Source organism: Streptomyces sp. NPDC033270 (assembly GCF_055576575.1).
On sequence record NZ_JBVIRA010000001.1, the window covers coordinates 343,660 to 365,203 of the forward strand.

General features: G+C 70.9%; 18 protein-coding genes. 10 read left to right on the top strand and 8 right to left on the bottom strand.

The genetic code is table 11. The features are described 5' to 3' along the window. Positions 1-145 precede the first annotated feature (145 nt). Positions 146-865 carry a hypothetical protein gene (locus ACZ5XZ_RS01565; RefSeq protein WP_468973444.1) on the bottom strand — a complete coding sequence of 240 codons (720 nt, stop codon included), beginning with the start codon at positions 863-865 and terminating at the stop codon, positions 146-148. Between the two features lie 849 nt (positions 866-1,714). Between ACZ5XZ_RS01565 and ACZ5XZ_RS01570 the strand changes: the two genes are divergently transcribed. The 5 genes from ACZ5XZ_RS01570 to ACZ5XZ_RS01590 are packed head-to-tail and all read left to right on the top strand — an operon-like array spanning position 1,715 to position 5,909. Further along, positions 1,715-3,181 (top strand): sensor histidine kinase, encoded by a 1,467-nt coding sequence (locus tag ACZ5XZ_RS01570; RefSeq protein ID WP_468973447.1) that lies wholly within the window; start codon positions 1,715-1,717, stop codon positions 3,179-3,181. 26 nt (positions 3,182-3,207) lie between these two features. Next, positions 3,208-3,582 carry a roadblock/LC7 domain-containing protein gene (locus tag ACZ5XZ_RS01575; RefSeq protein ID WP_468974149.1) on the top strand — a complete coding sequence of 125 codons (375 nt, stop codon included), beginning with the start codon at positions 3,208-3,210 and terminating at the stop codon, positions 3,580-3,582. A gap of 20 nt (positions 3,583-3,602) precedes the next feature. After that, positions 3,603-3,932 (top strand): DUF742 domain-containing protein, encoded by a 330-nt coding sequence (locus ACZ5XZ_RS01580; RefSeq protein WP_384426777.1) that lies wholly within the window; start codon positions 3,603-3,605, stop codon positions 3,930-3,932. Next, positions 3,913-4,527: a GTP-binding protein gene (locus ACZ5XZ_RS01585; RefSeq protein WP_468973449.1), complete on the top strand. Its 615-nt coding sequence runs from the start codon at positions 3,913-3,915 to the stop codon at positions 4,525-4,527. The genes ACZ5XZ_RS01580 and ACZ5XZ_RS01585 overlap by 20 nt, the downstream gene beginning before the upstream one ends. Continuing rightward, positions 4,524-5,909 (top strand): cytochrome P450, encoded by a 1,386-nt coding sequence (locus tag ACZ5XZ_RS01590; RefSeq protein ID WP_468973451.1) that lies wholly within the window; start codon positions 4,524-4,526, stop codon positions 5,907-5,909. Before ACZ5XZ_RS01585 ends, ACZ5XZ_RS01590 begins: the two co-directional genes overlap by 4 nt. Before the next feature lie 75 nt (positions 5,910-5,984). On the opposite strand, the gene ACZ5XZ_RS01595 is transcribed toward ACZ5XZ_RS01590, so the two are convergent. The 4 genes from ACZ5XZ_RS01595 to ACZ5XZ_RS01610 form a co-directional block, all read right to left on the bottom strand. After that, positions 5,985-7,082: a terpene synthase family protein gene (locus tag ACZ5XZ_RS01595; protein WP_468973453.1), complete on the bottom strand. Its 1,098-nt coding sequence runs from the start codon at positions 7,080-7,082 to the stop codon at positions 5,985-5,987. A gap of 2 nt (positions 7,083-7,084) precedes the next feature. Continuing rightward, complete coding sequence (locus ACZ5XZ_RS01600) at positions 7,085-7,996, bottom strand: SAM-dependent methyltransferase (protein ID WP_468973455.1); 912 nt, start codon at positions 7,994-7,996, stop codon at positions 7,085-7,087. A gap of 425 nt (positions 7,997-8,421) precedes the next feature. Further along, positions 8,422-10,602 carry a toll/interleukin-1 receptor domain-containing protein gene (locus ACZ5XZ_RS01605; RefSeq protein ID WP_468973458.1) on the bottom strand — a complete coding sequence of 727 codons (2,181 nt, stop codon included), beginning with the start codon at positions 10,600-10,602 and terminating at the stop codon, positions 8,422-8,424. Positions 10,603-10,679: 77 nt separating this feature from the next. Continuing rightward, positions 10,680-11,666, bottom strand: a complete 987-nt coding sequence (locus ACZ5XZ_RS01610) for a maleylpyruvate isomerase family mycothiol-dependent enzyme (RefSeq protein WP_468973460.1) — start codon at positions 11,664-11,666, stop codon at positions 10,680-10,682. Between the two features lie 118 nt (positions 11,667-11,784). Here ACZ5XZ_RS01610 and ACZ5XZ_RS01615 point away from each other — a divergent pair, with 118 nt between their 5' ends. The 4 genes from ACZ5XZ_RS01615 to ACZ5XZ_RS01630 all read left to right on the top strand — a co-directional run bounded on the left by ACZ5XZ_RS01615 (position 11,785) and on the right by ACZ5XZ_RS01630 (position 15,919). Next, positions 11,785-13,197: an amino acid permease gene (locus ACZ5XZ_RS01615; RefSeq protein WP_468973462.1), complete on the top strand. Its 1,413-nt coding sequence runs from the start codon at positions 11,785-11,787 to the stop codon at positions 13,195-13,197. A 222-nt stretch (positions 13,198-13,419) separates the two neighbouring features. After that, positions 13,420-14,139, top strand: coding sequence for a DinB family protein (locus tag ACZ5XZ_RS01620; RefSeq protein ID WP_468973464.1), 720 nt, complete (start codon positions 13,420-13,422; stop codon positions 14,137-14,139). Positions 14,140-14,674: 535 nt separating this feature from the next. Further along, on the top strand, positions 14,675-15,262 hold the full coding sequence (locus ACZ5XZ_RS01625) for a response regulator transcription factor (protein WP_468973466.1): 588 nt from the start codon (positions 14,675-14,677) through the stop codon (positions 15,260-15,262). Between the two features lie 87 nt (positions 15,263-15,349). After that, positions 15,350-15,919: a GNAT family N-acetyltransferase gene (locus tag ACZ5XZ_RS01630; protein ID WP_468973468.1), complete on the top strand. Its 570-nt coding sequence runs from the start codon at positions 15,350-15,352 to the stop codon at positions 15,917-15,919. Between the two features lie 98 nt (positions 15,920-16,017). Here the strand turns inward: ACZ5XZ_RS01630 and ACZ5XZ_RS01635 are convergent, their stop codons facing one another. Then, on the bottom strand, positions 16,018-16,470 hold the full coding sequence (locus tag ACZ5XZ_RS01635; protein ID WP_468973470.1) for a winged helix-turn-helix transcriptional regulator: 453 nt from the start codon (positions 16,468-16,470) through the stop codon (positions 16,018-16,020). 95 nt (positions 16,471-16,565) lie between these two features. On the opposite strand from ACZ5XZ_RS01635, the gene ACZ5XZ_RS01640 reads away from it, so the two are divergent. Further along, positions 16,566-17,843 carry an MFS transporter gene (locus ACZ5XZ_RS01640; protein ID WP_468973472.1) on the top strand — a complete coding sequence of 426 codons (1,278 nt, stop codon included), beginning with the start codon at positions 16,566-16,568 and terminating at the stop codon, positions 17,841-17,843. Here ACZ5XZ_RS01640 and ACZ5XZ_RS01645 read toward each other — a convergent pair. Together ACZ5XZ_RS01645 and ACZ5XZ_RS01650 are read right to left on the bottom strand one after the other, a co-directional pair. Then, entirely contained in the window at positions 17,789-19,636 is a 1,848-nt protein-coding gene (locus ACZ5XZ_RS01645; RefSeq protein WP_468973474.1) for an ATP-binding cassette domain-containing protein, read from the bottom strand. The genes ACZ5XZ_RS01640 and ACZ5XZ_RS01645 overlap by 55 nt on opposite strands. Next, positions 19,633-21,393 carry an ABC transporter ATP-binding protein gene (locus ACZ5XZ_RS01650; protein WP_468973476.1) on the bottom strand — a complete coding sequence of 587 codons (1,761 nt, stop codon included), beginning with the start codon at positions 21,391-21,393 and terminating at the stop codon, positions 19,633-19,635. The genes ACZ5XZ_RS01645 and ACZ5XZ_RS01650 overlap by 4 nt, the downstream gene beginning before the upstream one ends. Between the last annotated feature and the right edge of the window lie 151 nt (positions 21,394-21,544).

Genomic DNA, 21,544 nt, shown 5'->3' on the forward strand with positions numbered 1-21,544 from the left:
CTCCTCCCAAAACACTCTCTTTTTGCGGTCTTTGGGGGGGGGTGGGGGGGGGGGGGGGGGGGGTTTTTCTCTCCCCTCCGCGCCCGGGTGGGTTCCCCCCCCCCCCCCCCCCCCCCCACCGCGGCACCGCCGCACCGCCGGCCGGCTACTTCGCCTGCTGCACCCGCGTCACGATCTTCTTGGTCAGATCGAGGCCGGCGGCGCCCATGTCACGGGACCGGACGCTGTAGAAGGTCGTGACGACGACGTTCCCGACGCGAGTGGCCACCAGCGTGGTGCCGCCCTCCCACTCAGGTGCGGAGAGCTCGGCCTTGAGGGTCTGGTCGCCCACCTTCGGCACGGTCGTGGTCTTGATCGTCACCGAGGCCTTGGTGTCACCGGAGGCGTCCTTGAAGTGCGCGCAGTGCTTGAGGACCTCTCCCAGGCGCTTCATGACCGTCTGCGCGTCCGTGCCCCGGAAGCTGTCGAGCTCCTGGTTGAACTCCTCCTGGGAGGCGTTGACGAAGTCGCCCTGCGCGAAGGCGGCGCCCTCGATGCCACTGGTCTGGATCCAGGCGCTGGCCTCCAGCTTCGGGCAGGCGCTCGCCAGGTCGAGGGGCTTCTTCGACGACGCGGCGGCCAGGGTGCCCCCGGAGTCGCGGGTGGCCTCCGGGTCGGCCTTGTAGCCCTTGGGCAGCACCCCGACCGGAAGCAGCAGGGACTTCAGCCGGGTGCCGTTGAGCAGGCGGGCCTCGGGGGCACCGGCACTGGCCGACGGGGCGGACGTGTCCTTCGAGGGGCTGTCGGAGCCGCCGGAGCAGGCGGTGAGGGCGAGCGGCAGGACAGCGGTCGTGGCGACCGTCACCACGGCACGACGAAGCTTCATGAAGCCTTCTTCTGGATCAGATAACGAAGTCAGGAAGGGAAGAGGGCCGTCGCGGTATGGGGGTGCGCGGTGCGGCAGGCGCTGATCGTAAGGCCGTGCGGCCGGGTCGCCCAGGGCTCCGCCGCCGGCCGGCGGGTGGGCGGCCGACGAGCCGCCGGGGAGGATCTCGGCGAAACCGGGCAGTTGCCCCTGCTTTTCGAGAATTTCCTATGGCAACCATCACGCCGCCAGGGCAGCCGGCCCGGGCACCCCGGCCCGCCGTGCCAGTGGCTGCTGCCATGATGCCCGCGACATCGACGGCATGGGAGCGGAACTGGTTGACCAGGCAATACGCCCGATAGTCGAGGCGATCGCCGCGAAGGCGCCGAACGGCTGGACACAGGCGGTGCTGCACAGCCGGGCAGGGCGGGGCTCGTCGCCTTCCACGACGCCGTCACGTGGCCCCCGACCTGGCCACGGCCCGCTTCCGTGCCTACCTCCAGCGGCGCGCCGAGATCCTGGGGCACCCCGAAGAACTGCCCCCGCGCCCGCCACCGCCACCGCCATCGACGAAGCCGAACGCCGCCTGGGCCGCCGTCTGCCCGCCTCGTCGACCTCGCCCCCTCACCGCCGCCGGACAACCGACGGCGACGAGAGCAGGTCAGGGTTGCGGTCGTGATCCGAGGCGCCTACTTCCCCAGGGAAGCGGGGCGGCATTGTGCCCGTAGGGAAGCGTGATCGCCACCGGTATCAGAAAGGTCCGCTCGTCCCGGTGGTGATCTGACGCCCTGCCAACTTCCTTGCGCATATGCCGGATACGCTCCCGCAGGTCGTCCTACGATCTTCTATTCCCATGGGTTGAGGGTGCTAATGGTCCGGCAGAAGTCGATGTCGAGATTGCCTTCCGTGGCGGTTTACGCGTGGCTCATACCAGTAGTTGCGTCCGCGATCGTGGTGAGCCTCGTCGGGTCGTCGGCGTTCACCGCGGCACTGTGGATCGGTGTGCCGGCGGTGGTCGCGGTGGCCGTCACCGCGAGCGTGGCCGCACGTCGGATCCGGCAGGTCGTCGCGTTGGAGGAAGGCGGCCACGCGCAGACGGTCGCGATGGCACGGCAGCAGGAGGCGACCGTACGGCTGGCCGACAACCTGGTGCCGGACATGCTGACGCGGCTGCGCCTGAACGAGGCTCCTGAGGAGGTTCTCAACTGGCTCACCGCACGGTGGGCGGACTCCTACAACGGTCTGCCCCCCGAGTTCCAGGCGGCCCACTGGTCGGTGCTGCGCACCGTGATCGACGCGGTGGACGCGGAGGAAGGGCTGCGGGACTCCGCGCAGCGGTCGCTGGTGAACCTGTCCCGGCGCGTGCAGGCGATCGTGCATCAGCAGGCGCAGGAGCTGCGGGAGATGGAGGACCGCCACGGACGGTCGCCCGGTGTCTTCGGCGACCTGCTGCGGATCGACCACAACACCGCGCTGATCGGCAGGCTCGCCGACTCCATCGCCGTGCTCGGCGGCGCCCGGCCCGGCCGCCAGTGGAACCGGCCGGTACCGCTGTACAGCGTGCTGCGTGGTGCGATGTCCCGGATCGTCGGCTACGAGCGGGTCGACCTGAGCACCGCCACGGATGTCGCCGTCATCGGTCCGGCCGTCGAGCCGCTCATCCACGCCCTGGCCGAGCTGCTGGACAACGCGACGCGCTATTCGCCGCCGCACACCCGCGTCCATCTGACGGCGGCGGAGGTGCAGTCCGGGATCGCGGTGGAGATCGAAGACGGCGGCGTGGGCATGAGCGAGTCCGCCCGTCGACGCGCCGAGCAGATGCTGGAACAGGCACAGCAGGGCATCGACCTCGGCGACCTGGGGGAGACCCCGCGGCTCGGTCTGGCGGTGGTGGGCAGGCTGGCCCAGGCCTACGGCCTTCAGGTCGCCCTCCGCGCGTCCGCCTACGGCGGCGTACGGGCCGTGCTCATCGTCCCGCAGCAGCTGATCACCACGATGGCCGAGGCCTCGGGTGTGGCGCACGGCATCGGCACCTTCTCCGGCCCCCGGGTGGCGGGTGGATCGCCGCAGTCGCTTCCCCGCCAGTCCATGAAGCCGCAGGCCGCGAGCCACCACACCGAGACGTCGCCGACGGTCGAGCGTACGGCGAACGGCCTGCCACAGCGACGCCGCAGAACTCGCGTGGCGGAGGCGGCGGAAACCACTGCAAGTACACGCCAAGCAGAGCCAGGACCACAACGAGCGCCGGGAGAGTGGCTGGTCGCGTTCAAGGACGGCCTGACGGGCGACGGCAACAGCGGTAGCGACGACGCCGCCGCGCCGAGAGGAGAACAGTGAATCAGCGGCAGGCCAACCTGGACTGGATGCTCAAGGATCTGGCGGAGAGCGTGCCGCAGACCCGCAACGTCGTGGTGTTGTCCGCGGACGGGCTGCGCATGGGCCGGCACGGTGGCGACACCGACGCGGCCGACCGGCTGGCCGCAGCCTGTTCGGGTCTGCAGAGCCTGGCGGGCGCGGTGGGCGCCGAGCTGCCCCAGGCGGGCAGGATGAAGCTGGTGGTCATCGAGATGGACGGCGGCTTCTTCTATCTGATGGCCGCCGGCGCGGGCGCCTACCTCGCGGTACTGGCCGACGAGGGCGTGGACGCCGGACTGATGGGCCAGCGCATGCGCGACCTCATCATCCGGCTCGGAGAACACATCACGAGTCCGCCCCGCAGCGACGGGCAGGTCAGGTGAACGACTCGGACCAGGACGGGATGGATGACGTCCCGGAGCGTCTCTACGTCATCACCGGTGGCCGCGCATCCGCCTCCAACCGCCTCGACCTCGTCACCCTGATCGTGGCCAGGACCGGTCCCACGCCCGGGACCCAGCCGGAGCACGCGGCGATCCTGAGGCTGTGCCAGTCCCCGCTCTCGGTGGCCGAGATATCCGCCTACACCGGTCTGCCGGTGAGCGCCGTGACCGTATTGATCAGCGATCTCCTGGACGAGCAGAGGGTGCTCACGCGCGCACCGGTGCCGCCTGCAGAGCTCCCCGACATCTCACTTATCGAGAAAGTGATCGATGGACTTCAAAAACTCTGAGCCCATGGCGCCGCTCAGTGAGGAACGGCTGCCGCACACGGCGTCGGCCGCGGTCAAGATCGTGGTGGTGGGCGGCTTCGGGGTCGGCAAGACGACCCTGGTCGGTTCGGTGAGCGAGATCCGGCCGCTCACCACCGAGGAGACGATGACGCAGGCCGGCGTGGGCATCGACGATCCCGCGGGCGTGGAGCGCAAGACGGCGACCACCGTCGCGATGGACTTCGGCCGGATCAGCATCAGCGACGAGTTGGTCCTGTATCTGTTCGGCACCCCTGGTCAGGAGCGGTTCTGGTTCCTGTGGAACGGTCTGTTCGAAGGCGCCCTGGGGGCGGTGGTGCTGGTAGACACCCGCCGCCTGGAGGTCAGCTTCGATGTGATGGGCCGCCTGGAGGAGAGCGGAGTTCCCTTCGTCGTCGCGGTCAACTCCTTTCCGGGTGCCCCGGAGCATTCGCTGGAGGAGCTCCGCGCCGCCCTCGACCTTCCCGCGGGCGTTCCCCTCGTGGCCTGCGATGCCCGGCGCCGTGACTCCAGCCGCGACGTCCTGATGACCCTCATGCACTACCTCCACTCCCTTGTCGTATCGGAGATCTCATGAGCACGACTCCCCTCCCACCGCCCGGGTGTCCGGCCCACGGTCTCGGCCCGGACGGCCTGCAGCGCCTGTACGGCGTGGAAGCCGAGCGGGACCCCATGCGCCTGTACGAGAAGCTGCGCGCGGAGCACGGCGCGGTGGCGCCCGTGCTGGTCCACGGAGACCTGCCGGCCTGGCTGGTCCTCGGCCACAACGAGAACCTCGAAGTGGCCCGCAACTCCAGCCGCTTCGCCCGTGACCCGCGGGTGTGGCGAGCCGCGCAGGAGGGCTCGGTGGTTCCCGAGGAACACGCGCTGGGACCGATGGTGACCTGGTGGCCAGTGATCAACTTCAATGACGGCCCGGTCTTCGAGCGGTTGCGAGGCGCGGTGCTGGAGTCCCTCCAGCGCTTCGACCGGCGCGGGATCCGCCGGTATGTGATGCGCTTCGCCCACCAGTTGATCGACGACTTCGTGGCGAACGGCCGGGCCGATCTCGTGGCGGAGTTCTCCAGCCAGTTGCCGATGCTGGTGATGACGCAGCTGATCGGGGCACCGGACGAGCACGGCCCGAGGCTCGTACGGGCGGTCCCCGACATGCTGGAGGGCTCGGACACCGCCCTCGCCAGCGACGAGTACGTCACGACCACGCTGTACCAGCTGGTGGAGAACAAGAAGGCCGCCCGCGGCCACGACCTCACGTCCTGGCTGCTGGACCACCCCGCGGAGCTGACGGATGTCGAGGTCCTGGCGCATGTGCGGGTGATCCTCGTCGCGGCGTATGCGACCACGGCCAACCTGATCGCGAACACCCTGCGGATGGTGCTCACCGACCCGCGCTTCCGCGCGAACCTCTCGGGTGGCCGTATGACGCTCCCGGACGCTCTGGAGCAGGTGCTGTGGGACCAGCCTCCCATCAACACCATCCTGGGGCGCTGGGCGACTGCCGACACCGTGCTGGGCGGACAGGAGATCAAGCGCGGTGACATGCTGCTGCTCTCCCTGGCCGCGGGCAACGTCGATCCGGAGATCCGGCCGGACCTCTCGCAGCCGGTCCACGGCAACCGCTCGCACCTGGCGTTCAGCGCCGGCCCGCACGAGTGCCCCGGTCAGGACATCGGCCGCGCCATCGCCGACACCGGCATCGAGGTGCTGCTGGCGCGCCTGCCCGACATCGAGCTGACCGTGGACGACTCCGAACTCAGTCGCCGGGGCACGCTGATGTCCCAGCAACTCGTGGAACTGCCGGTGACGTTCACCCCCAAGCGCGCCGGCTCGGCGCCCGCCGCACCTCCCGCGCCCGGCCCGATGCCGTTCCCCGCGCCCGCCACGGCGGTCCATGTGGCGCCACCGCCCCGGACCCGGCACTTGTGGCCGTGGCTGGGACGCCTGTTCCGCCGCCGCTGAGCCCGTCGAGAGGGGCCCGTAGCTGCCACGCTGCGGGCCCCTTTCGCCGTCCCGTACCCGGTCTCCCCGGACCGCTCACCGGTCCAGCTGCCGCCACCACCACGCCAGCGCGGGCACGGGAGGCGGCTCGGTACTCGGGACACTCGGGGTGTCACTCCACACGACTCCGAAGGACGCCCCTTCGACGGGCAGCTTGTTGCGGTTGCGGGGACTTGCGTAGCGGGGAGCGACGTCCTGCCAGGCGATGCTGCCGGCGATGTAGTGCTCCAGCGAATCGAGGTAGCGGTGCAGCGGCCCGTCCGCTTCCCGTGCGAGCTGTGCGCGCAGCCGGACGAAGAGCGTCATCACCCGGTCCCGCAGGGCGACCGCCTCGGCGACGGCCTCCCGGGGTGGGCAGCCGCGCTCCTGGGCAAGGACGTTGATCAGGTTCTGTTCCCACGGCTCCTGGTCGTCGTCCTTGTTGTACGAGAAGAGGTCGTTGTCGGCGCTGACGACGAACCCCGCCGCGTCCGTCAGGGCCTGGACCGGGGCCGAGTAGAGGGTGTCGGGCGGCAGCCGCGTCCCGTTCGCCGCGTCGGCCCAGGTGAGGCTGAACCGGGTGCCGTTGGCGAGCGCGCCGAGGCCGGCGTAGTCGTTGAGGTTCGGCATGCGGCCGCGTTCGGCGTTGGCGGTACGCCAGCCGGCCCCGATCAGCCAGTCCCGGGCCCCCTCCGTGAACCTGCGCAGCTGGAAGGGGGTGAGCAGGTCGCGGGTCCGTGTGACGAGGTCGTCGAGAGCCGTCGTGAGCGGCCCGGGAGGAAGCAGCGAGCAGCCGGGGGTTTCCAGGGCGCGGGCGAGTCGGGCGCCGTGATCGGTGATGTCGGCCGTGCTGGTGGTCGCGGGCCCGGCGTCCTGCCAGTCGTCGATCGCGTTGGCCCAGTAGTTCCACAGGGTGAACGTCAGCACATGGTCGATGTCGCCGAAAGGGATGATCCGGCAGGAGAAGTCGGTGCTGTGGGTGGCCAGACCCCAGGCGCGCTCGGTGGCGTCGGGGTAGATGCCGAAGTCGTCGATCCACGCCAGGGCCCGCCGCTCGATCTCCTTCGCCTCGGTGTGCAGTCGGGCGTCGAAGGGGCAGAAGAACGCCGGGAGTTGCCACCCGATGCGGGAGGGGTGCCCGTGCTCGGGAACCATGGTCAGCTCCCGAGCCGGAAGAGCAGCAGCCGGGTCTCCACGGCGTGGTCGCGCCAGATGCGGAAGAGTTTGCCGTGGGCTATGGCGCTCTCCTGGAGCCGCGGCAGGGACCACGCGGCCTGTGGCCCCCCTTGTTCGATGCGGGTCAGCTCGGCGGTGTTCCACGCCATCGACTGCAGCCAGAACTCGCTGACCCCGTCCGTGACGTCCTCGTCCTGCTCCAGTTCGAAGCCCGCTTCCTTCGCGGCGATGATGTATTCGGTGAGGGTGCCCAGCCGGGTCTTGTAGTAGCCGTTGATCCAGTCGACCCATTCAGGACGGCAGATGAAGTGCTCCTGGATGCCGAACCAGCCCCCGGGACGCAGTGCGCGGGCCACCACCTGGAACAGCCGCCCGCGATCCATGTAGCCGGAGCTCTCGTTCGCGTACGCGGCGTCGTACCTGCGCTCCTCGGACAGCTCGTGGATGTCCCCCAGCCGCGGGGTGACCCGCCGGCCGACGCCGGCCTGACACGCGAAGGCCTTGATGACCGGGATGTGCTCGGCCGCGACGGTGAGGCCGGTGACGTGCGCGCCGTGCTCCTGAGCCCAGTACAGAGAGCCGCCCCCCAGCCCGCAGCCGATGTCGAGCAGGTGCGCCGGGGGTGGGCTGCCGGCCGCCCACGAGCGGGCCGCGTGCGCCACGATGGCCTCCTGCGCCGCGACGATCCGTCTCTTGAGGACGCGCTGCGGGACGGTCGTGTTGAGCGTGACGGCCGGGTCGAAGAGACCGACATGGAAGTGCACCCGCGGCCCCGGGCCGTACTTGTGGAGGATGTCGGCCGTCTTCCGCCTGTAGTACAGCGGCACCGCGCTCTCGTCGAACGCCTGGTCGTCTGACGTCGGCCGAATGGCTAGGTCACCGATTCTCTTCATGGGCTCTCCGGGGCGTACTGGGGTGTGCGTGGGAGACCGGACCACACTGCCCACAACGGGCCGGATCAATTCGGTTTTGAATCATCTCGCCACCAGGTGATACATATTCGTGATCATGATTGCAGGTTTACCGGTGCCTGATGGATCAGTCGCACGGAGACCCACGCGTGAGCAGTGGCTCCGGTACCAACGTCGAGGGTGGTGCGGCGAGTTGACGGGATTCCGCTACATGGCTCTCACCGCTTCCACGGCAGGCGTGCGGGCCGGATCACCCGGCTCTCACCAAACGGATCGAGTGTTGTCGAACCAGCGGACTGACTGTGCAAGCCCACCACTCTAAGGGCAGAAACGCGCCGTTGGAGGGTGCCCGTACCACCGAACACCACCATGCGCCCCCCTGGCCCGACCGGCCGACGTGACGATCGCTATCCGTACGCCGCCCAGAACTCGATCAGGAGGGCGAAATAGACGCCGGGAGCGCTCGACACCGGCTCGAAACCCGTCCATGTGCCCATGTGCGCAGGCAGGATCGGCGAGTTGGCGTGGGTCACCGTCGTCGGCAGCCACTGTCCGCGGAGCAGCAGGGAGAAGTACGGGAAGAACAGGGTGATGAACGCGGGGAGGGCGGCCGTCGCCCCCAGCAACGCGACCGTCGTCAGACCCGAAATCCTGTCCTTCGGCACGTAGGACCACTGCCCTCGCCAGGTCGAGGAGAGCGTCACGGGAATCCACAGCACCGAGACCGCCACGCCGGCCCACACGAACGACAGCACCGACGCCACCACACAGTGCCTACGGAACCGCGAGGCGGAGATCCTGCGCGTCGCCACGAGGTTCCCCATACGCACCAGGTGCACGACCAGCGGGACGGTCACCGCGACCAGGAGCGTGCTCTGGACCTGCCACGGCCGCAACACCACGGCCACCAGCGCGAAGCCGGGGAAGAAGGCGGTGATGTTCCGGCACGACGCGACGAAGTAGCGCACCCAGGTCGGCGCGCGATAGCGCTCGGTGATGACCGGCGTCGGAGGCAGGACCTTGCCCGCCGTCTCGGCTTCGGGGGACCGCAGCGCGGCCAGGAGCTGGAACAGGCTGTCGGGGCGCCGTTCGCGGAAGTCCAGCCACTGGTGCCGTCGGAGTTCCGCCGCGTCGGACGGCAGGCGGACGGCGTCCAGGAGGACGCAGATCGCGCGGGGCCCCAACTGCCGTATCGCACACGCCGTCTCTCGCCAGGGAGCCTGCGAACTGACCAGCACCAGGACCCACCGTGCCGAAGACGCGCCCGCCGCCATGCCCGCCTGCCGGCACGCCACCCTGAGGTGGCGGGCGACGGCCTCCTCTGCCGGCGCCAGACACCGCACCTCGACCGTCACCGGTACTTCCCCGACCGGTGCCGGCAGCGCGGCCAGGCGCTCACAAAGGATCTTCCACTGGCTCAGAAAGACCACATCCGCGCCGTGTGGCAGGGCGGAGGTGTCCAGCGCGGGGTACGCGTCCCAGGCCGCGAGGAACTCCTTCCACTCCACGGCGAACTGCTGGTGCGCGCGCCGCCTGGTGACGATCCGGGTGCGGTGATGGTCCCCGTCCGCCCCCGTGGGCAGCCACAGATGCAGCGTGCGTGACCACCCGACCACGGCCGCGCCGGCCGCCGCGCACACCACCGCGGCCGCCAACGGTGCTCTGAGCATCGTCACGACGGCGGTCATCTCGGGCGGGGTCGGGAGGATCAGCTCCGTGACGGCGGCATTCCGCAGGTCCCCGGCCTTCATGACGAGCCCGACACCGACCAGGAGGATCGATCCCACGCCCACGGTCGCGACGAAGCCGATCGCCAGCGCCCTGCGGCTGCTTCGGCGCCGCAACAGTCGCAGGCCCGGGATCAGGACACAGGGCACCAACGGCGCCGCGAGAGCGGTCAGACCCAGCAGGCCGAACATCGTCCCCTGCCAGCGCTGGGTGCGCATCACCTCCAACGCGCTGCCCCGGTCCACCCAGGGAACGTCGTTGTCGAAGGGGTTCCACGCCAGGCGCACGACCGCGAGGTCCAGGCCCACCAAGAGCACGATCGCCCACACCAGGGCGACCGAGGCGAGCGCCGACAGCACCACCGTCGCGGCCACCGGGGCGGGCATCCGGCCGGGCAGGCCGAAGCGGTTCGGTCGGGGGGCGGCGACGCCCGGTCCGGTGCGCGCCTGGGCCATCGCCTCCGCGAGTGCGGCGGCGCGCTCCCAGAACCGGGTGCGCAGATCGTGTACGGGGAAGCCGGCGAGCTCCGCCGGCAGGTCGACGGCTTCGACGACACCGAGGTGAATCGGGATGCCGCGCTCCAGGGCCCGGGTCCATTCGCGCCGCACATATGCCGAGGCGAGGGCCGCCGGAGAGGCCAGCAGGAGCAGGGCGTCAGCGTGGTCGAGGCTCTCGTCCAGGGCCTTGGCCCAGTCCGTACCCGGCCGCAGCCGCTGCACATCGAACCACGGGTCCAGCCCGGCCTGCGTCCTCAGCGTCGCGGTCACGGCCTCGGCGAAGGGGAATTCACGCCGCGAGTAGCTGACGAACACCGTCACCGTCCGCCGCGCGCCGCCCCCCTCGTCCCCGCCCCCCGCCACCCCCTCATGATGCCCAGGGGACTTCGGCTGTCAACGAACCCGCGGCAGGGACCCTCTCCTGACCGCGGCCCCGAGGGTCAGAAGGACGTGTGGGTGAACCAGTGGTCGAGTGTGGCGACTTCGCCCGAGATCTCGAAGGCGGCGTCCTGGTACGACCGCCGCTTGTAGAGCAGCAGCAGGAGGTCCGACGCCTGTCCCCGTACCACCGTCTGCGCCTCGGTGGGCGTGGCGTCGGCCGAGGCCCGCGGCAGCAGGCGGAAGCCGTCCGGCTCCAGTCGCACCCGCCACTCCTCGACGGTGCCGCCGTCGGCGTCCGCGCACCGGAACGCGAGGGTCTCACCGTCGCCGCGCAGCTTCGCCACGGCCGGGGCGAAGAAGCCCGCGGAGGGCAGGTTGACGAGGAACTCGTCCACCCCGTCCGCCGCCAGCGCGGGTTCGATGTCCGACTCCCGGCCCACGGCCCGCTCCGCGTCCACTCGGTGCACCAGGGTTTCGAACAGCATCCGGCGGGCCCAGAACCGTGCGTGCTGGTCCGCGCCCCAGGCCCACATCGGCGCCTGGGGATCGGTCCTGCGCAGCACGTCGGCCACCGCGGGGACACCCGCGGCCACCCAGTCGGCATAGTCCGCCGCGCGCTCGGGCAGCCCCAGCTCCACATCGCGGCTGCGCGGAGGCTCCTGCACCAGCTGGGTCAGCAGAGCGGAGAACCAGCGCTGCAGTGCTCCCACATGCCGGGTGAGCTCCGCCAGCGTCCAGTCGGGGCAGGAGGGCACGGGGGTCGCGGGGTCGGCGCCCTTGACCACGTCGGCGAAGCGCAGGGTCTCCCGCTCGATCGCCTGTCGGTAGGTGTCGTACGGAAGAGGGTGCCCCGCCCGGCTCGTCGTCTCCATCAGCTGCCGCCCTTTCTGTTCCGCGGCTGTGTTGCGCAGCGCGGATCGCGTCGTGGCCAGTGTGGATGCTGGAGTGCACTCGAAGGCAAATCCCGCCGACGGGGAAGCGAGCGCACGGACCAGGTTGTCCAGCCACATGACACCACCGACTCGGATGCCTTCGGTGCGCGACATGATCTTCACTGCACGTAATGGAAAGTTCCGAATAGTGGGCGTTCACGTCATACGTGCAACCCGCCCCCGCAGACTCGTGCGGCTCACCGAACGTCTCAAGCAATGAACAGGCACGACCATGAGTCGGACAATCACCCGGTCCACCCCGGACTCCCCGCAGGCCGTGCAGAGCGGCGAACCCGTGCTGTCGCACGGCCTCAAGCAGCGCCATCTGTCGATGATCGCACTCGGCGGGGTGATCGGCGCGGGGCTCTTCGTGGGCTCCGGCGCCGGCATCGCGGCGGCCGGTCCGGCCATCGTCCTGCTCTTCGTGGGTGCCGGCGCGCTGGTCATGCTGATCATGCGCATGCTCGGCGAGATGTCCGCGGCCCGGCCCTCCACCGGCTCGTTCTCGGTGCACGCCGAGGAGGAGCTCGGCTCCTGGGCGGGGACCACCTCGGGCTGGATGTACTGGCTGATGCTCTGCGCCGGTGTGGCCGCCGAGGCCACCGCGGCGGGCGCGATCATGCACACCTGGGTGTCGTTCATCCCCGCCTACGGCTGGGTGGCGATCTTCATGGCGTTCTTCTGCGCCAGCAACCTGACCGCGGTCAAGAACTTCGGCGAGTTCGAGTTCTGGTTCGCTGCCATCAAGGTCGCCACCATCGTCGCCTTCCTGGTGCTGGGTGTGCTCGGCATCCTCGGGGTGTTCGGCAGCGCACCCGGCACCGGCCATCTCACCGGCCACGGCGGCTTCTTCCCGACCGGCGCCGCCGGCCTCGCCGCCGGGCTGCTGACCGCCATCTCCGCGTTCGCCGGCCTGGAGACCGTCACCATCGCGGCGGCGGAGTCCGACCACCCGAGCCGGAACGTGGCCCGTGCCGTCCGCACCGCCGTCTGGCGCATCGCCGTCTTCTACATCGGCTCCATGGCCGTGGTCGTCACCCTGGTGCCGTGGAACGACCCGAAGGTCGCCACCAAGGGCCCGTACGTCACCGTGCTCGACCGGCTCGGCATCCCGGCGGCCGGCACCATCATGCAGATCGTGGTGCTGGTGGCCCTGCTCTCGGCGATGAACGCCAACATCTACGGCTCGTCGCGGATGGCGTACTCCCTCGTCAACCGGGGCCAGGGCCCGCGCCTGCTGGGCAGGGTCACCAAGGGTGTGCCGATGGCGGCCGTGCTGGCGTCCTGCGTGTTCGGCTTCGCGGCGGTGATCGCCGGCATCGTCTGGCCGACCACCGTGTTCGCCTGGCTGCTGAACATCGCCGGCTGCTCGGTGCTGGTCGTCTGGACCATCGTCTGCCTCACCCAGCTGAAGATGCGCCGCCGTCTGGAACGCGAGGCGCCCGAGCTGCTCTCGGTGCGGATGTGGGGCTTCCCCTACCTGACCTGGCTCGCGTTTGCCGCCATCCTCGGAGTCTTCGGCGTCATGGCCGCCAGCTCCGACGGGCGTCATCAGCTCGCCGGCACGGCCGTCGTGGTAGCGGCGCTGGCCGGTGCGGGCCATCTCAAGCAGCGCCGCGACCGGCGGGCCGCCGCCACCGTCTGAGGACCGCTCACCCGGGCGTCGGACCGATGATCCACTCCTGATTGCTGCGACCGTGGCAACCGTCGAGGCCGACCGTCGTGCCGTCGTTACGCGCCGATACCGTAAGAGGTTTTCCACTCCCGGAAGTTGGGCTCTCGCGGCGAATTCCGTCGCGCACCATGAGGTGAGCCGTTAGCCTCCGCCTGGACGTAGCGAGGTAGCTGACCGCGAAGGGGACCGGGCGTGGAGACTGGGCGTGCGAGGAGCGGCCGTTTGGACTTGCTGCTCGACCAGTTCGACTGCGCCAGGGAGATGGCGCAGGTCCGGCTGGCGGGGCTCGGCGACGAGGAGTACCTGTGGGAGCCGGCCCCCGGTTGCTGGTCGATCCGGCGCCGGGGCGAGGCGGTGACGCCCAGGGCGTTCGGACCGGGTGACTGGGTGCTCGACCAAGGCGCCCCGCAGATCCCGGCGAGCGAGTACGCCGAGGTCGCCCGGCAGGCCGCCGGCGGCATGACGGTCGCCAAGATCGCCGAAGACTGGGGCGTGCGCGTCGAGCGGGTCGAGCAGGTCCTCGCCCACACCGGCCCCCCGGAGCCCGACCAGACCCCGGTCACCACGGTCGCGTGGCGGCTGGGGCACCTGCACTACTGCTTCGCGGGCGAATGGGAGTGGGCCTTCGGCGAACGGCGGCGGGACCCGAAACTGCTGGTCGACTTCACCCCCGGCGCCGCCTCGGCCCTTGAGCGGTTCTGGGCGCTGATCGACCGCTGGCGCGACAGCCTCGCCACCGTGACCGACGAGCAGCTCGACACGATCGGGTTCTCGCAGTATCCGTACGGCTCCCACCCGGACAACCCGTTCGTCGATGTGCTGTGGGGGGCCAACCTCGAATTCATCCACCACATGGCAGAGATCGCGCTGCTCCGCGACCTTTGGCGGACCCGCTCCACCACTCGCGGGTAGTCCCGGGCGCTCCGCGAGGGTGCACGACGGCCCCCGTCGGCGCGATCGGCACGATCGGCGCGAGGCACCCGTCGCCGCGCCCGCGGCTTTCGCAGGCCGAGTCGCGGCGTCACACAGGGCACAGTCGTCACATGTGCATCCGAGGTAGACCTGAGTCCGGCGTGCTGCCAGACCCGGGTTGGCCAGAAGCGACCCCCAAACGGGAGGTGTCGCTCGCGGCATCGCCGCGGGTGGTGTGTGAAGTTCCTCTGATTCCGCTTCCCTGCGCGAGCTGGGGGAGTAGGTGCGGTCGGCGGTGTGCGGCGGCGACTTGCGTGCGTACGGGAGCGAGGGGCCGCCGGGGTGGGTACGGCCGTGATCGGCGCAAACGATGGAGGAGTTGTGGACTCCTGCCATTCTCATGGGTAATGAACGGAGCGTCAGTACGGCCGAAGCGTGCGGGTTCCAGTCAAATCCCCCGAAGCCCCCTGTGGCTGGAAATCCGGGCCATGACAATTCAGCAGTGCAAACTGCATGGCCAACGGAAGGAACAACGGTGATCCGGGTCTTGGTGGTCCATGAGACACGGCTGGTGCGATCGGGGCTTGCTGCGTTGCTGCGCGATGAGGAGGGCATCGACGCCATCGCGGCCTGCTGGGCGAGCGCCCCCAGAAGAGCCCGTTCCTTCCAGCCCCAGGTGTGTGTGGTGGACGGCGACGCCGCGGGGTCGCCGCAGCCGACGAGCCATCCCGGGGGGCCGGGCTGCGCACTGCTCGTGCTCGCCAGCTCCTGCCGGCCCGGCACCCTCCGGCGCGCCGTCGCCGCCAAGGCTCGTGGGTTCGTGGACAAGGACGCCCCGCCGGACCGGTTTCGACACGCCATAAACCAGGTCGCGGCGGGCGAGCGATACGTCGACCACACGCTGACCCTGGACTTTCTGCAGGCCGCCGATATGCCCCTGACCGCGAGGGAGTTGACCGTACTCTCGCTTGCCGCGGGTGGGGCGTCCGTTCCGGAGATCGCAGGCGAACTGCATCTGAGCAGCGGTACGGTGCGCAACTACATGGCCGCGATCAATCGCAAGACCGGCGCCCGGAACCGGGTCGACGCCATCCGCATATCGCAGGGTGCCGGCTGGCTGTGAGGGCCGTCCCGTAAGAGGCCTACCGCATGTCGATCAGTCGCCTGGAATTCTCCGCGAGGTAACAAGTGCCGCGGTACCGTCGTACGGATGAGCACAGTGGTGAACGGAGACGGGACGGTCTCAGGCGCACGGATCCGGCCTGGCACCGGGGACGACCTCGAAGAGCTGACCCGGATCTACAACCACTACGTGACCGAGACGCCGATCACCTTCGACATCGAGCCGTTCACCGTGGCACAGCGCCGGCCGTGGCTGCTGGCCCATCCCGACTCCGGCCCGCACCGGCTCCTCGTGGCCGAGGAGGGCGGAAAGCTCCTCGGCTACACGACCAGCAGCGCGTTCCGGCCGAAGCCGGCGTATGCGACCTCCGTGGAGACCAGCGTCTATCTGGCGCCCGAGCACGTGGGACGCGGCGTCGGCGGCCTGCTGTACGCCGCGCTCTTCGAGGTACTGGAGCAGGAGGACGTCCATATGGCGCTCGCCGGGATCGCCCTGCCCAACCCGGCGTCACAACGGCTCCATGAACGCTTCGGCTTCCGGCCCGTCGGCGTCTACCAGCAAGTCGGGCGAAAATTCGGGAGGTTCTGGGACGTGGGCTGGTACCAGAAGCCGCTGTCCCGAGAGTCGATGGGCACGGCCGCTCGGCATGCGCCTTGAGGCCATTGCTCAGGCGGTGCCGTACCGGTCGGTGTCCTGCGTCGTCGCCGAGTCGGGGGCGCCCCAGGCCTCCGGCTCAGATCACCGGGGGAGACCTTTCACCGGGGGGAGACCTTGTGGACGGTGGTGTCGTCGGGGTCGAGCCGTCGTCCGTCCGCGGAACGCACTTCCAGTGCGCGCAGGCGGCGTCCCTGTCGGCGGTCGACCAACTGTGAGTGCGGTTCGTCGGGGGCGAAGAAGTTCTGTTCGCCCCACTGCCGCAGTGCCACGATGACAGGGAAGAGCGCCTTGCCCTTCGGGGTCAGTACGTACTCGCGGTAGGCGCTGCCGTCCGAGGCGGGGACGGATTCGAGGACACCGCCGGCGACCAGGGTGCGCAGACGCGCGGTGAGGATGTTCTTCGCCACGCCGAGGCTGCGCTGGAACTCCCCGAAGCGCCGGCTTCCGTCGAAGGCGTCCCGCACGATCAGCAGGGACCACCAGTCGCCGATCGCGTCCACCGACCGGGCGACGGGACATTCGCTGTCGTCGAAGCGCGTCCTGGTCACCATGGCGTCCTCCCTCTCACGATGGTTGCAACATGCTACCAGCAGGGTTACGGTCGCCACTGGTAGCAAGTTGAAACCAGAAGTGCGGAGGAGCGCTGATGCCCGGAAACGGTGAGGCTGGGACACGACGGACCGAGGCCCGAAGCGGGGAGGGTTCCGCGTTCGTCCTGTCCCGTGGCGTCGTCGTACTGTTCGCGGTCGCCTGCGGGGCCGCGGTGGCCAACGTCTACTTCTCCCAGCCGCTCCTGGTGACCATGGGCCACGACCTCGCCATGAGCCCGGCACTCGTCGGCATCGTGGTCACCCTCACGCACGTCGGATACGGGCTGGGGCTCTTCTTCCTCGTGCCGCTGGGCGACGTGGCCGACCGCAGACGGCTCATCGTGGCCCAGTTACTGCTCCTGGTGGTGGCGCTGGCCGTGGTAGCCGCCGCCCACACGGCGGCGATCCTGCTCGCGGGCATGGCCGCGACAGGGCTTCTCGCGGTCGTCACACAGACGCTGGTGGCCTTCGCGGCATCATTGGCCCCTCCTGCCGGGCGCGGACGGGTCGTCGGGCTGGTCACCAGCGGCGTGGTCATCGGAATCCTGCTCGCCCGCACCGCATCCGGCCTCATGGCCGATCTCGCGGGCTGGCGCTCCGTCTACCTCGCCTCGGCGTCGCTCACCGCTCTGCTCGCCCTGGTCCTGTACCGAGTGCTGCCGCGCCACAGTGACGCTCCGCCGACAACCCTGCGCTACGGACAGCTCCTGCGCTCCACGATCGCTCTGTTCGCACGGGAGCGACTGCTGCGGCTCCGGGCCCTGTTCGGCCTGCTGATCTTCGCCTCCTTCAGCACTCTGTGGAGCAGCGTCGCGCTGCCGCTCAGCGAGGCCCCGTACTTCCTGCCCCACCGCGCGATCGGGGCGCTGGGGCTGATCGGTGTCGCCGGCGCGCTGGCCGCGACCGTGGCGGGCCGCCTGAACGACCGCGGACTCTCCCGGCGGACCACCGGCCTCGCCCTGGCACTGCTCACCGCCTCGTGGTTGCCCCTGGCCTTCACCCGCAGCTCGCTGTGGGCCCTGGTCGTCGGGGTGGTCCTGCTCGACCTCGCCGTGCAGGCGGTCCATGTCACCAACCAGACCCTGATCTACGCGCTGCACCCGGACGCGGGCAGCCGGCTGATCGGCGGATACATGGTCTTCTACTCGATCGGCAGCGCCACCGGCGCCCTCGCCGCGACCTCCCTCTACACGGTGGCCGGCTGGGGCGCCGTCTGCGCACTGGGTGCCGCGTTCAGCTGCCTCGGGCTCGTGCTGTGGGCGTGCACTCGACACATCCGTCACCGGCCCCTATCGGCGGATTCCGGTTGCCAGTTGCCGGCCAGCTCGCGGTAGAGGGGCGAGCGGTCCAGCAGTTCGGTGTGGCTGCCGACGGCGGCCCGGATCCCGTCCAGCACCAGGACGCGGTCGGCGCGTTGGGCCGAGGTGATCCGGTGGGCGATGACGATCAGGGTGCCGGGCCGGTCGGCGAAGGCCTGCTCGGCTCGCTGCTCGGCCACGGGGTCGAGATGGCAGGTGGCCTCGTCGAGGAGGACCAGCGGCGCCGGCGCGAGGTGGGCCCGGCCGAGCGCGATCAGCTGGCGTTCGCCCTGGGACAGCGCGGCCGGATCGATCCGTGCGTCCAGACCACCCAGCCGGGCAACCAACGGGCCCATTCCCACGGCGTCCGCTGCGGCCGCCACGGCGGCGTCGGACGCACCGTCAGCACACAGATAGCGCAGGTTGTCCCGCACGGTGCCGGAGAAGACGTACGCCTGCTGGGGGATCAGCACCCGGTGGCGGGAGGGACCGGGATCGGGGAGGGGAGGACGGCCGGGCTCGGCATCGGGAGGGGGGCCGGGCGCGGCCGGCGGGCGGCCGTCCACCCGTACCGTGCCCTCCGTGGGGGGCAGCAGGCCGGTGATGAGGCCGGCCAGGGTGGACTTGCCGATGCCGCTCGGACCGACGACGGCGAGGTGCTCCCCCGGCTCGACGACGAGATCGAGGTCGTGCAGGACCGGTTGCGCGCCGGGGCCGTAGGCGAAGGTCACCGAGCGTAGTTCGACCCGGGGGCCGGTCGGATCGGTCAGGTACCTGGAGCGTGGCGCGGCGTTTCCGGGCTCGGAGGCGGCTGTGCCGCACACGGAGTCGGCATGGTCGGCCGCGGCCGTCCCGCCCCGCGGGGTCCGGTCAGCGGACCCGGTGAGCCGGTCCAGTACGACCAGGAGCCGGGTCCCGGCGGAGCCGAGCGCGTTCATCAGGGTGTGCAGGGCGGGCAGCAGGGCCTGCGTGAGATACGTCAGGGCACCGAGTACGGTCCCCGCGGTGAGCTGCTGCCGCAGCAGCCAGGGCGTGCTGAGGAGCAGCAGGAGGACCGGCAGCTGACCGGCGACGCCGAGGGCGAGACAGCGGGCCGCGGCCCACACCGCCAGGCGCCGGGCCGCCCGTGCCTCGGCATCGATCAGGCCGTTGGCACGCCCCATGACGGTGCGGCGCGCGCCGCAGGCGGCCACGTCGCGCAGCCCCGCGGCAACGGCACCGAAGTGGGCCGAGAGCGTTTCGTCGGCCTGGAGGAAGGCGCGCTGTTGACGTGCCATCGGGCGCAGCGTGGCCAGGAACAGCAGCAGTCCGACGACGAGGGGCGGCAGCACGATCAGCAACAGCTGCGGGGCCAGGGAGAAGAGTCCGAGCAGGGCCCCCGCGGAGGTGAAGACGAAGGAACGGGCCACCAGGACCAGTCCGGCGAAGCTGTCCCGCGCGAGCTCCGTCTGATTGGTCAACCGCGAGACCACCGCGGTGTCCGCGGCGCGGGCCGGATCGGCGACCGCCTGGTCCAGCGCGCGGATCACCACCGTACGGACCAGGGCGTCACGCAGCGGTTCGACCAGGTCCGCGAGCCCGCGGAAGACGCCCCGGCCGGCGGTCCCGCCGAGGACGACGGCCACCGCGGCAACGGCCAGCCAGGCCATGGCCGTTCCGGTGCGGCCGGCCAGAAAGCCGTCGTCCAGGGCCTTGGCCACGCCGTAGCCGCTGATGAAGGTGTGCCCGGTCTCCAGCAGGGACCAGCCGCCCATCAGCAGGAGCACCCGGGTGCGGCCCCGTAGGAAGCGGAGCGCTCGCGGCAGCAGCCGGATCGTGGTCGCCGTCATGAGGAGGTGCCCGGGGCCGGGGCGGTGGGGGAGAAGACCGCGCGGTAGTCGGGGTCCCGCCACAGCAGATCGTGCGGCGCGACCGCCCGTATCCGGCCGTGCTCCAGCCAGGCGACCAGATCGGCGCGGGCGGCCGAGGACAGCCGGTGGGTGATCAGCAGCCGGGTGCCCGGCCGTACGTCCTGCAGCAGCGCCCGGCTGACATGGTGCTCGGTGACGGTGTCCAGGCTGGAGGTGGCGTCGTCGAGGATCAGCAGGCGACCGGCGTGGGCGAAGGCCCGGGCCACGCCGAGGCGCTGGAACTCGCCCCCGGAGAGGGGCGCGTCGGCCAGCGGTGTGGCGTAGCCGCGCGGCAGCAGCCGTACGAACGGATCGGCGCCGGCCGCGCGGGCCGCGGCCTCGATGTCGTGGGCCGGAACCGGCCGGGGCCCGAACGCGATGGCCGCGCCGACGGTGTCGCCGAAGAGCGCCGGCCGTTCGAAGGCGTAGCCGACTTCTCGGCGCAGCCGCACCGGATCGGCCTGATGAAGCGGAACCCCGTCCAGCAGCACCGTGCCGTCGTCGGGATCGGTGAGCCGCCCCGCGACGGCGGCCAGCAGGGACTTGCCCGCCCCCGACCGCCCGACCACGGCCATGGTGGTCCCCCCGGGCACGACCAGATCCACCCCGCGCAGCACGGGCACGCCGTCGCGGGCGAGGGTGACCCCGCGCAGTTCGAGCCGTCCACGGCCGTCGGCGGGCAGCAGCCGGGAGCCGTGCCCCGCCGGGGGCAGCGCCAGAAGTTCGCCGATGCGCCGGGCCGCGGCGCGGCTCCGCACCAAGGCGCTGAGCTGACCGGTCAGCCCTCCCAGGCCCGCGGTCAGTGCCGCGTACCGGGAGGCGGCCAGCAGTCCACCGACGGTCAGGGCGCCGTGGGCGAGCCGGATCCCGCCCACCGCGAGGACGGCCGTGGTCAGCAACGGCACCAGAATGCTGCTGCCGACCACCGCCCGCCCGTACACCTGCCACATGAGCCGGCCCTGTGCGCCGAGTTCGGGCAACGGGGCCAGGACGCGGGCGGTTTCCCGGCGCGTGGTGCCCGCGGCGGCGATCGTCCGGGCCCCGCCCAGCGCTTCCACGAGCCGGGAGGCGATCTCCGCCTGTACGCGTTGATAGCGCCGGACGCTGTCGGAGGAGCCCCGGGCGAAGGCCCGCAGCAGCAGGGTCAGCAGGGGGAGCCCGGCCAGGAAGACGGCCGCCAGCCAGATGTCGGTGAGGGCCAGCGCGACGAGGGCCCCGACCGGGGTGAGCAGTGCGGCCAGGGCGGCGGCCGCGGTGGTGGGCGCGTATCCGGCCTCGGCGGCGTTGCCCGTGAGGCGGTTGACCAGGTCGCCGGTCGTGAAGCGATCGGTGGCGCGCAGCGGGCCGAGCGACAGCAGATGGTCGATTCCGCGGCGGCGCAGCCAGGCGGTGCTGCGGGCGGTGGTGACGCCACCGGTGAGCGTCACCAAAGCGTCCAGCAGCACCTCTGCCACCAGCAGGACGGCACTCAGCGCGAGGGTGGTGCCCGCCCCGGGCGCGGAGTCGAGCGCGAGGTCGAGGGTGTGGCCGAGTACGGCGGGCAGCGCGACGGCCGTGGCGGCGGAGGCGGCGCCGAGGAGGCCGACGGCGATGGTGCGCAGCAGGCTGTGCCGGAGCGCACCGGTCAGAACACTCCCGGCGTCCGGTTGCCGCGTCGGCGAGGAGGGCCCGGGCGTGGGGGACGGACGAGGGACCATGCGACCGACCATGCGAGGGACCGGGCCTCCTTCGGATGTGTCCACGCGGGTGGGCTCTAGGGCCTGACCCATCGGACAGGCCCTGGGTGGGTGGGCTGCATGCGGGTGGGCGGGTTCCGGGCGACAGGCGCCCGGAACCCGCCCTCCTCGT

Excerpts from the sequence above, each read along its gene's own strand:
- ACZ5XZ_RS01565 (WP_468973444.1), bottom strand. The coding sequence starts at position 865 with ATGAAGCTTCGTCGTGCCGTGGTGACGGTCGCCACGACCGCTGTCCTG.
- ACZ5XZ_RS01570 (WP_468973447.1), top strand. The coding sequence starts at position 1,715 with ATGGTCCGGCAGAAGTCGATGTCGAGATTGCCTTCCGTGGCGGTTTAC.
- ACZ5XZ_RS01575 (WP_468974149.1), top strand. The coding sequence starts at position 3,208 with ATGCTCAAGGATCTGGCGGAGAGCGTGCCGCAGACCCGCAACGTCGTG.
- ACZ5XZ_RS01580 (WP_384426777.1), top strand. The coding sequence starts at position 3,603 with ATGGATGACGTCCCGGAGCGTCTCTACGTCATCACCGGTGGCCGCGCA.
- ACZ5XZ_RS01585 (WP_468973449.1), top strand. The coding sequence starts at position 3,913 with ATGGACTTCAAAAACTCTGAGCCCATGGCGCCGCTCAGTGAGGAACGG.
- ACZ5XZ_RS01590 (WP_468973451.1), top strand. The coding sequence starts at position 4,524 with ATGAGCACGACTCCCCTCCCACCGCCCGGGTGTCCGGCCCACGGTCTC.
- ACZ5XZ_RS01595 (WP_468973453.1), bottom strand. The coding sequence starts at position 7,082 with ATGGTTCCCGAGCACGGGCACCCCTCCCGCATCGGGTGGCAACTCCCG.
- ACZ5XZ_RS01600 (WP_468973455.1), bottom strand. The coding sequence starts at position 7,996 with ATGAAGAGAATCGGTGACCTAGCCATTCGGCCGACGTCAGACGACCAG.
- ACZ5XZ_RS01610 (WP_468973460.1), bottom strand. The coding sequence starts at position 11,666 with ATGTCGCGCACCGAAGGCATCCGAGTCGGTGGTGTCATGTGGCTGGAC.
- ACZ5XZ_RS01615 (WP_468973462.1), top strand. The coding sequence starts at position 11,785 with ATGAGTCGGACAATCACCCGGTCCACCCCGGACTCCCCGCAGGCCGTG.
- ACZ5XZ_RS01630 (WP_468973468.1), top strand. The coding sequence starts at position 15,350 with ATGAGCACAGTGGTGAACGGAGACGGGACGGTCTCAGGCGCACGGATC.
- ACZ5XZ_RS01635 (WP_468973470.1), bottom strand. The coding sequence starts at position 16,470 with ATGGTGACCAGGACGCGCTTCGACGACAGCGAATGTCCCGTCGCCCGG.
- ACZ5XZ_RS01640 (WP_468973472.1), top strand. The coding sequence starts at position 16,566 with ATGCCCGGAAACGGTGAGGCTGGGACACGACGGACCGAGGCCCGAAGC.
- ACZ5XZ_RS01645 (WP_468973474.1), bottom strand. The coding sequence starts at position 19,636 with ATGACGGCGACCACGATCCGGCTGCTGCCGCGAGCGCTCCGCTTCCTA.
- ACZ5XZ_RS01650 (WP_468973476.1), bottom strand. The coding sequence starts at position 21,393 with ATGGTCCCTCGTCCGTCCCCCACGCCCGGGCCCTCCTCGCCGACGCGG.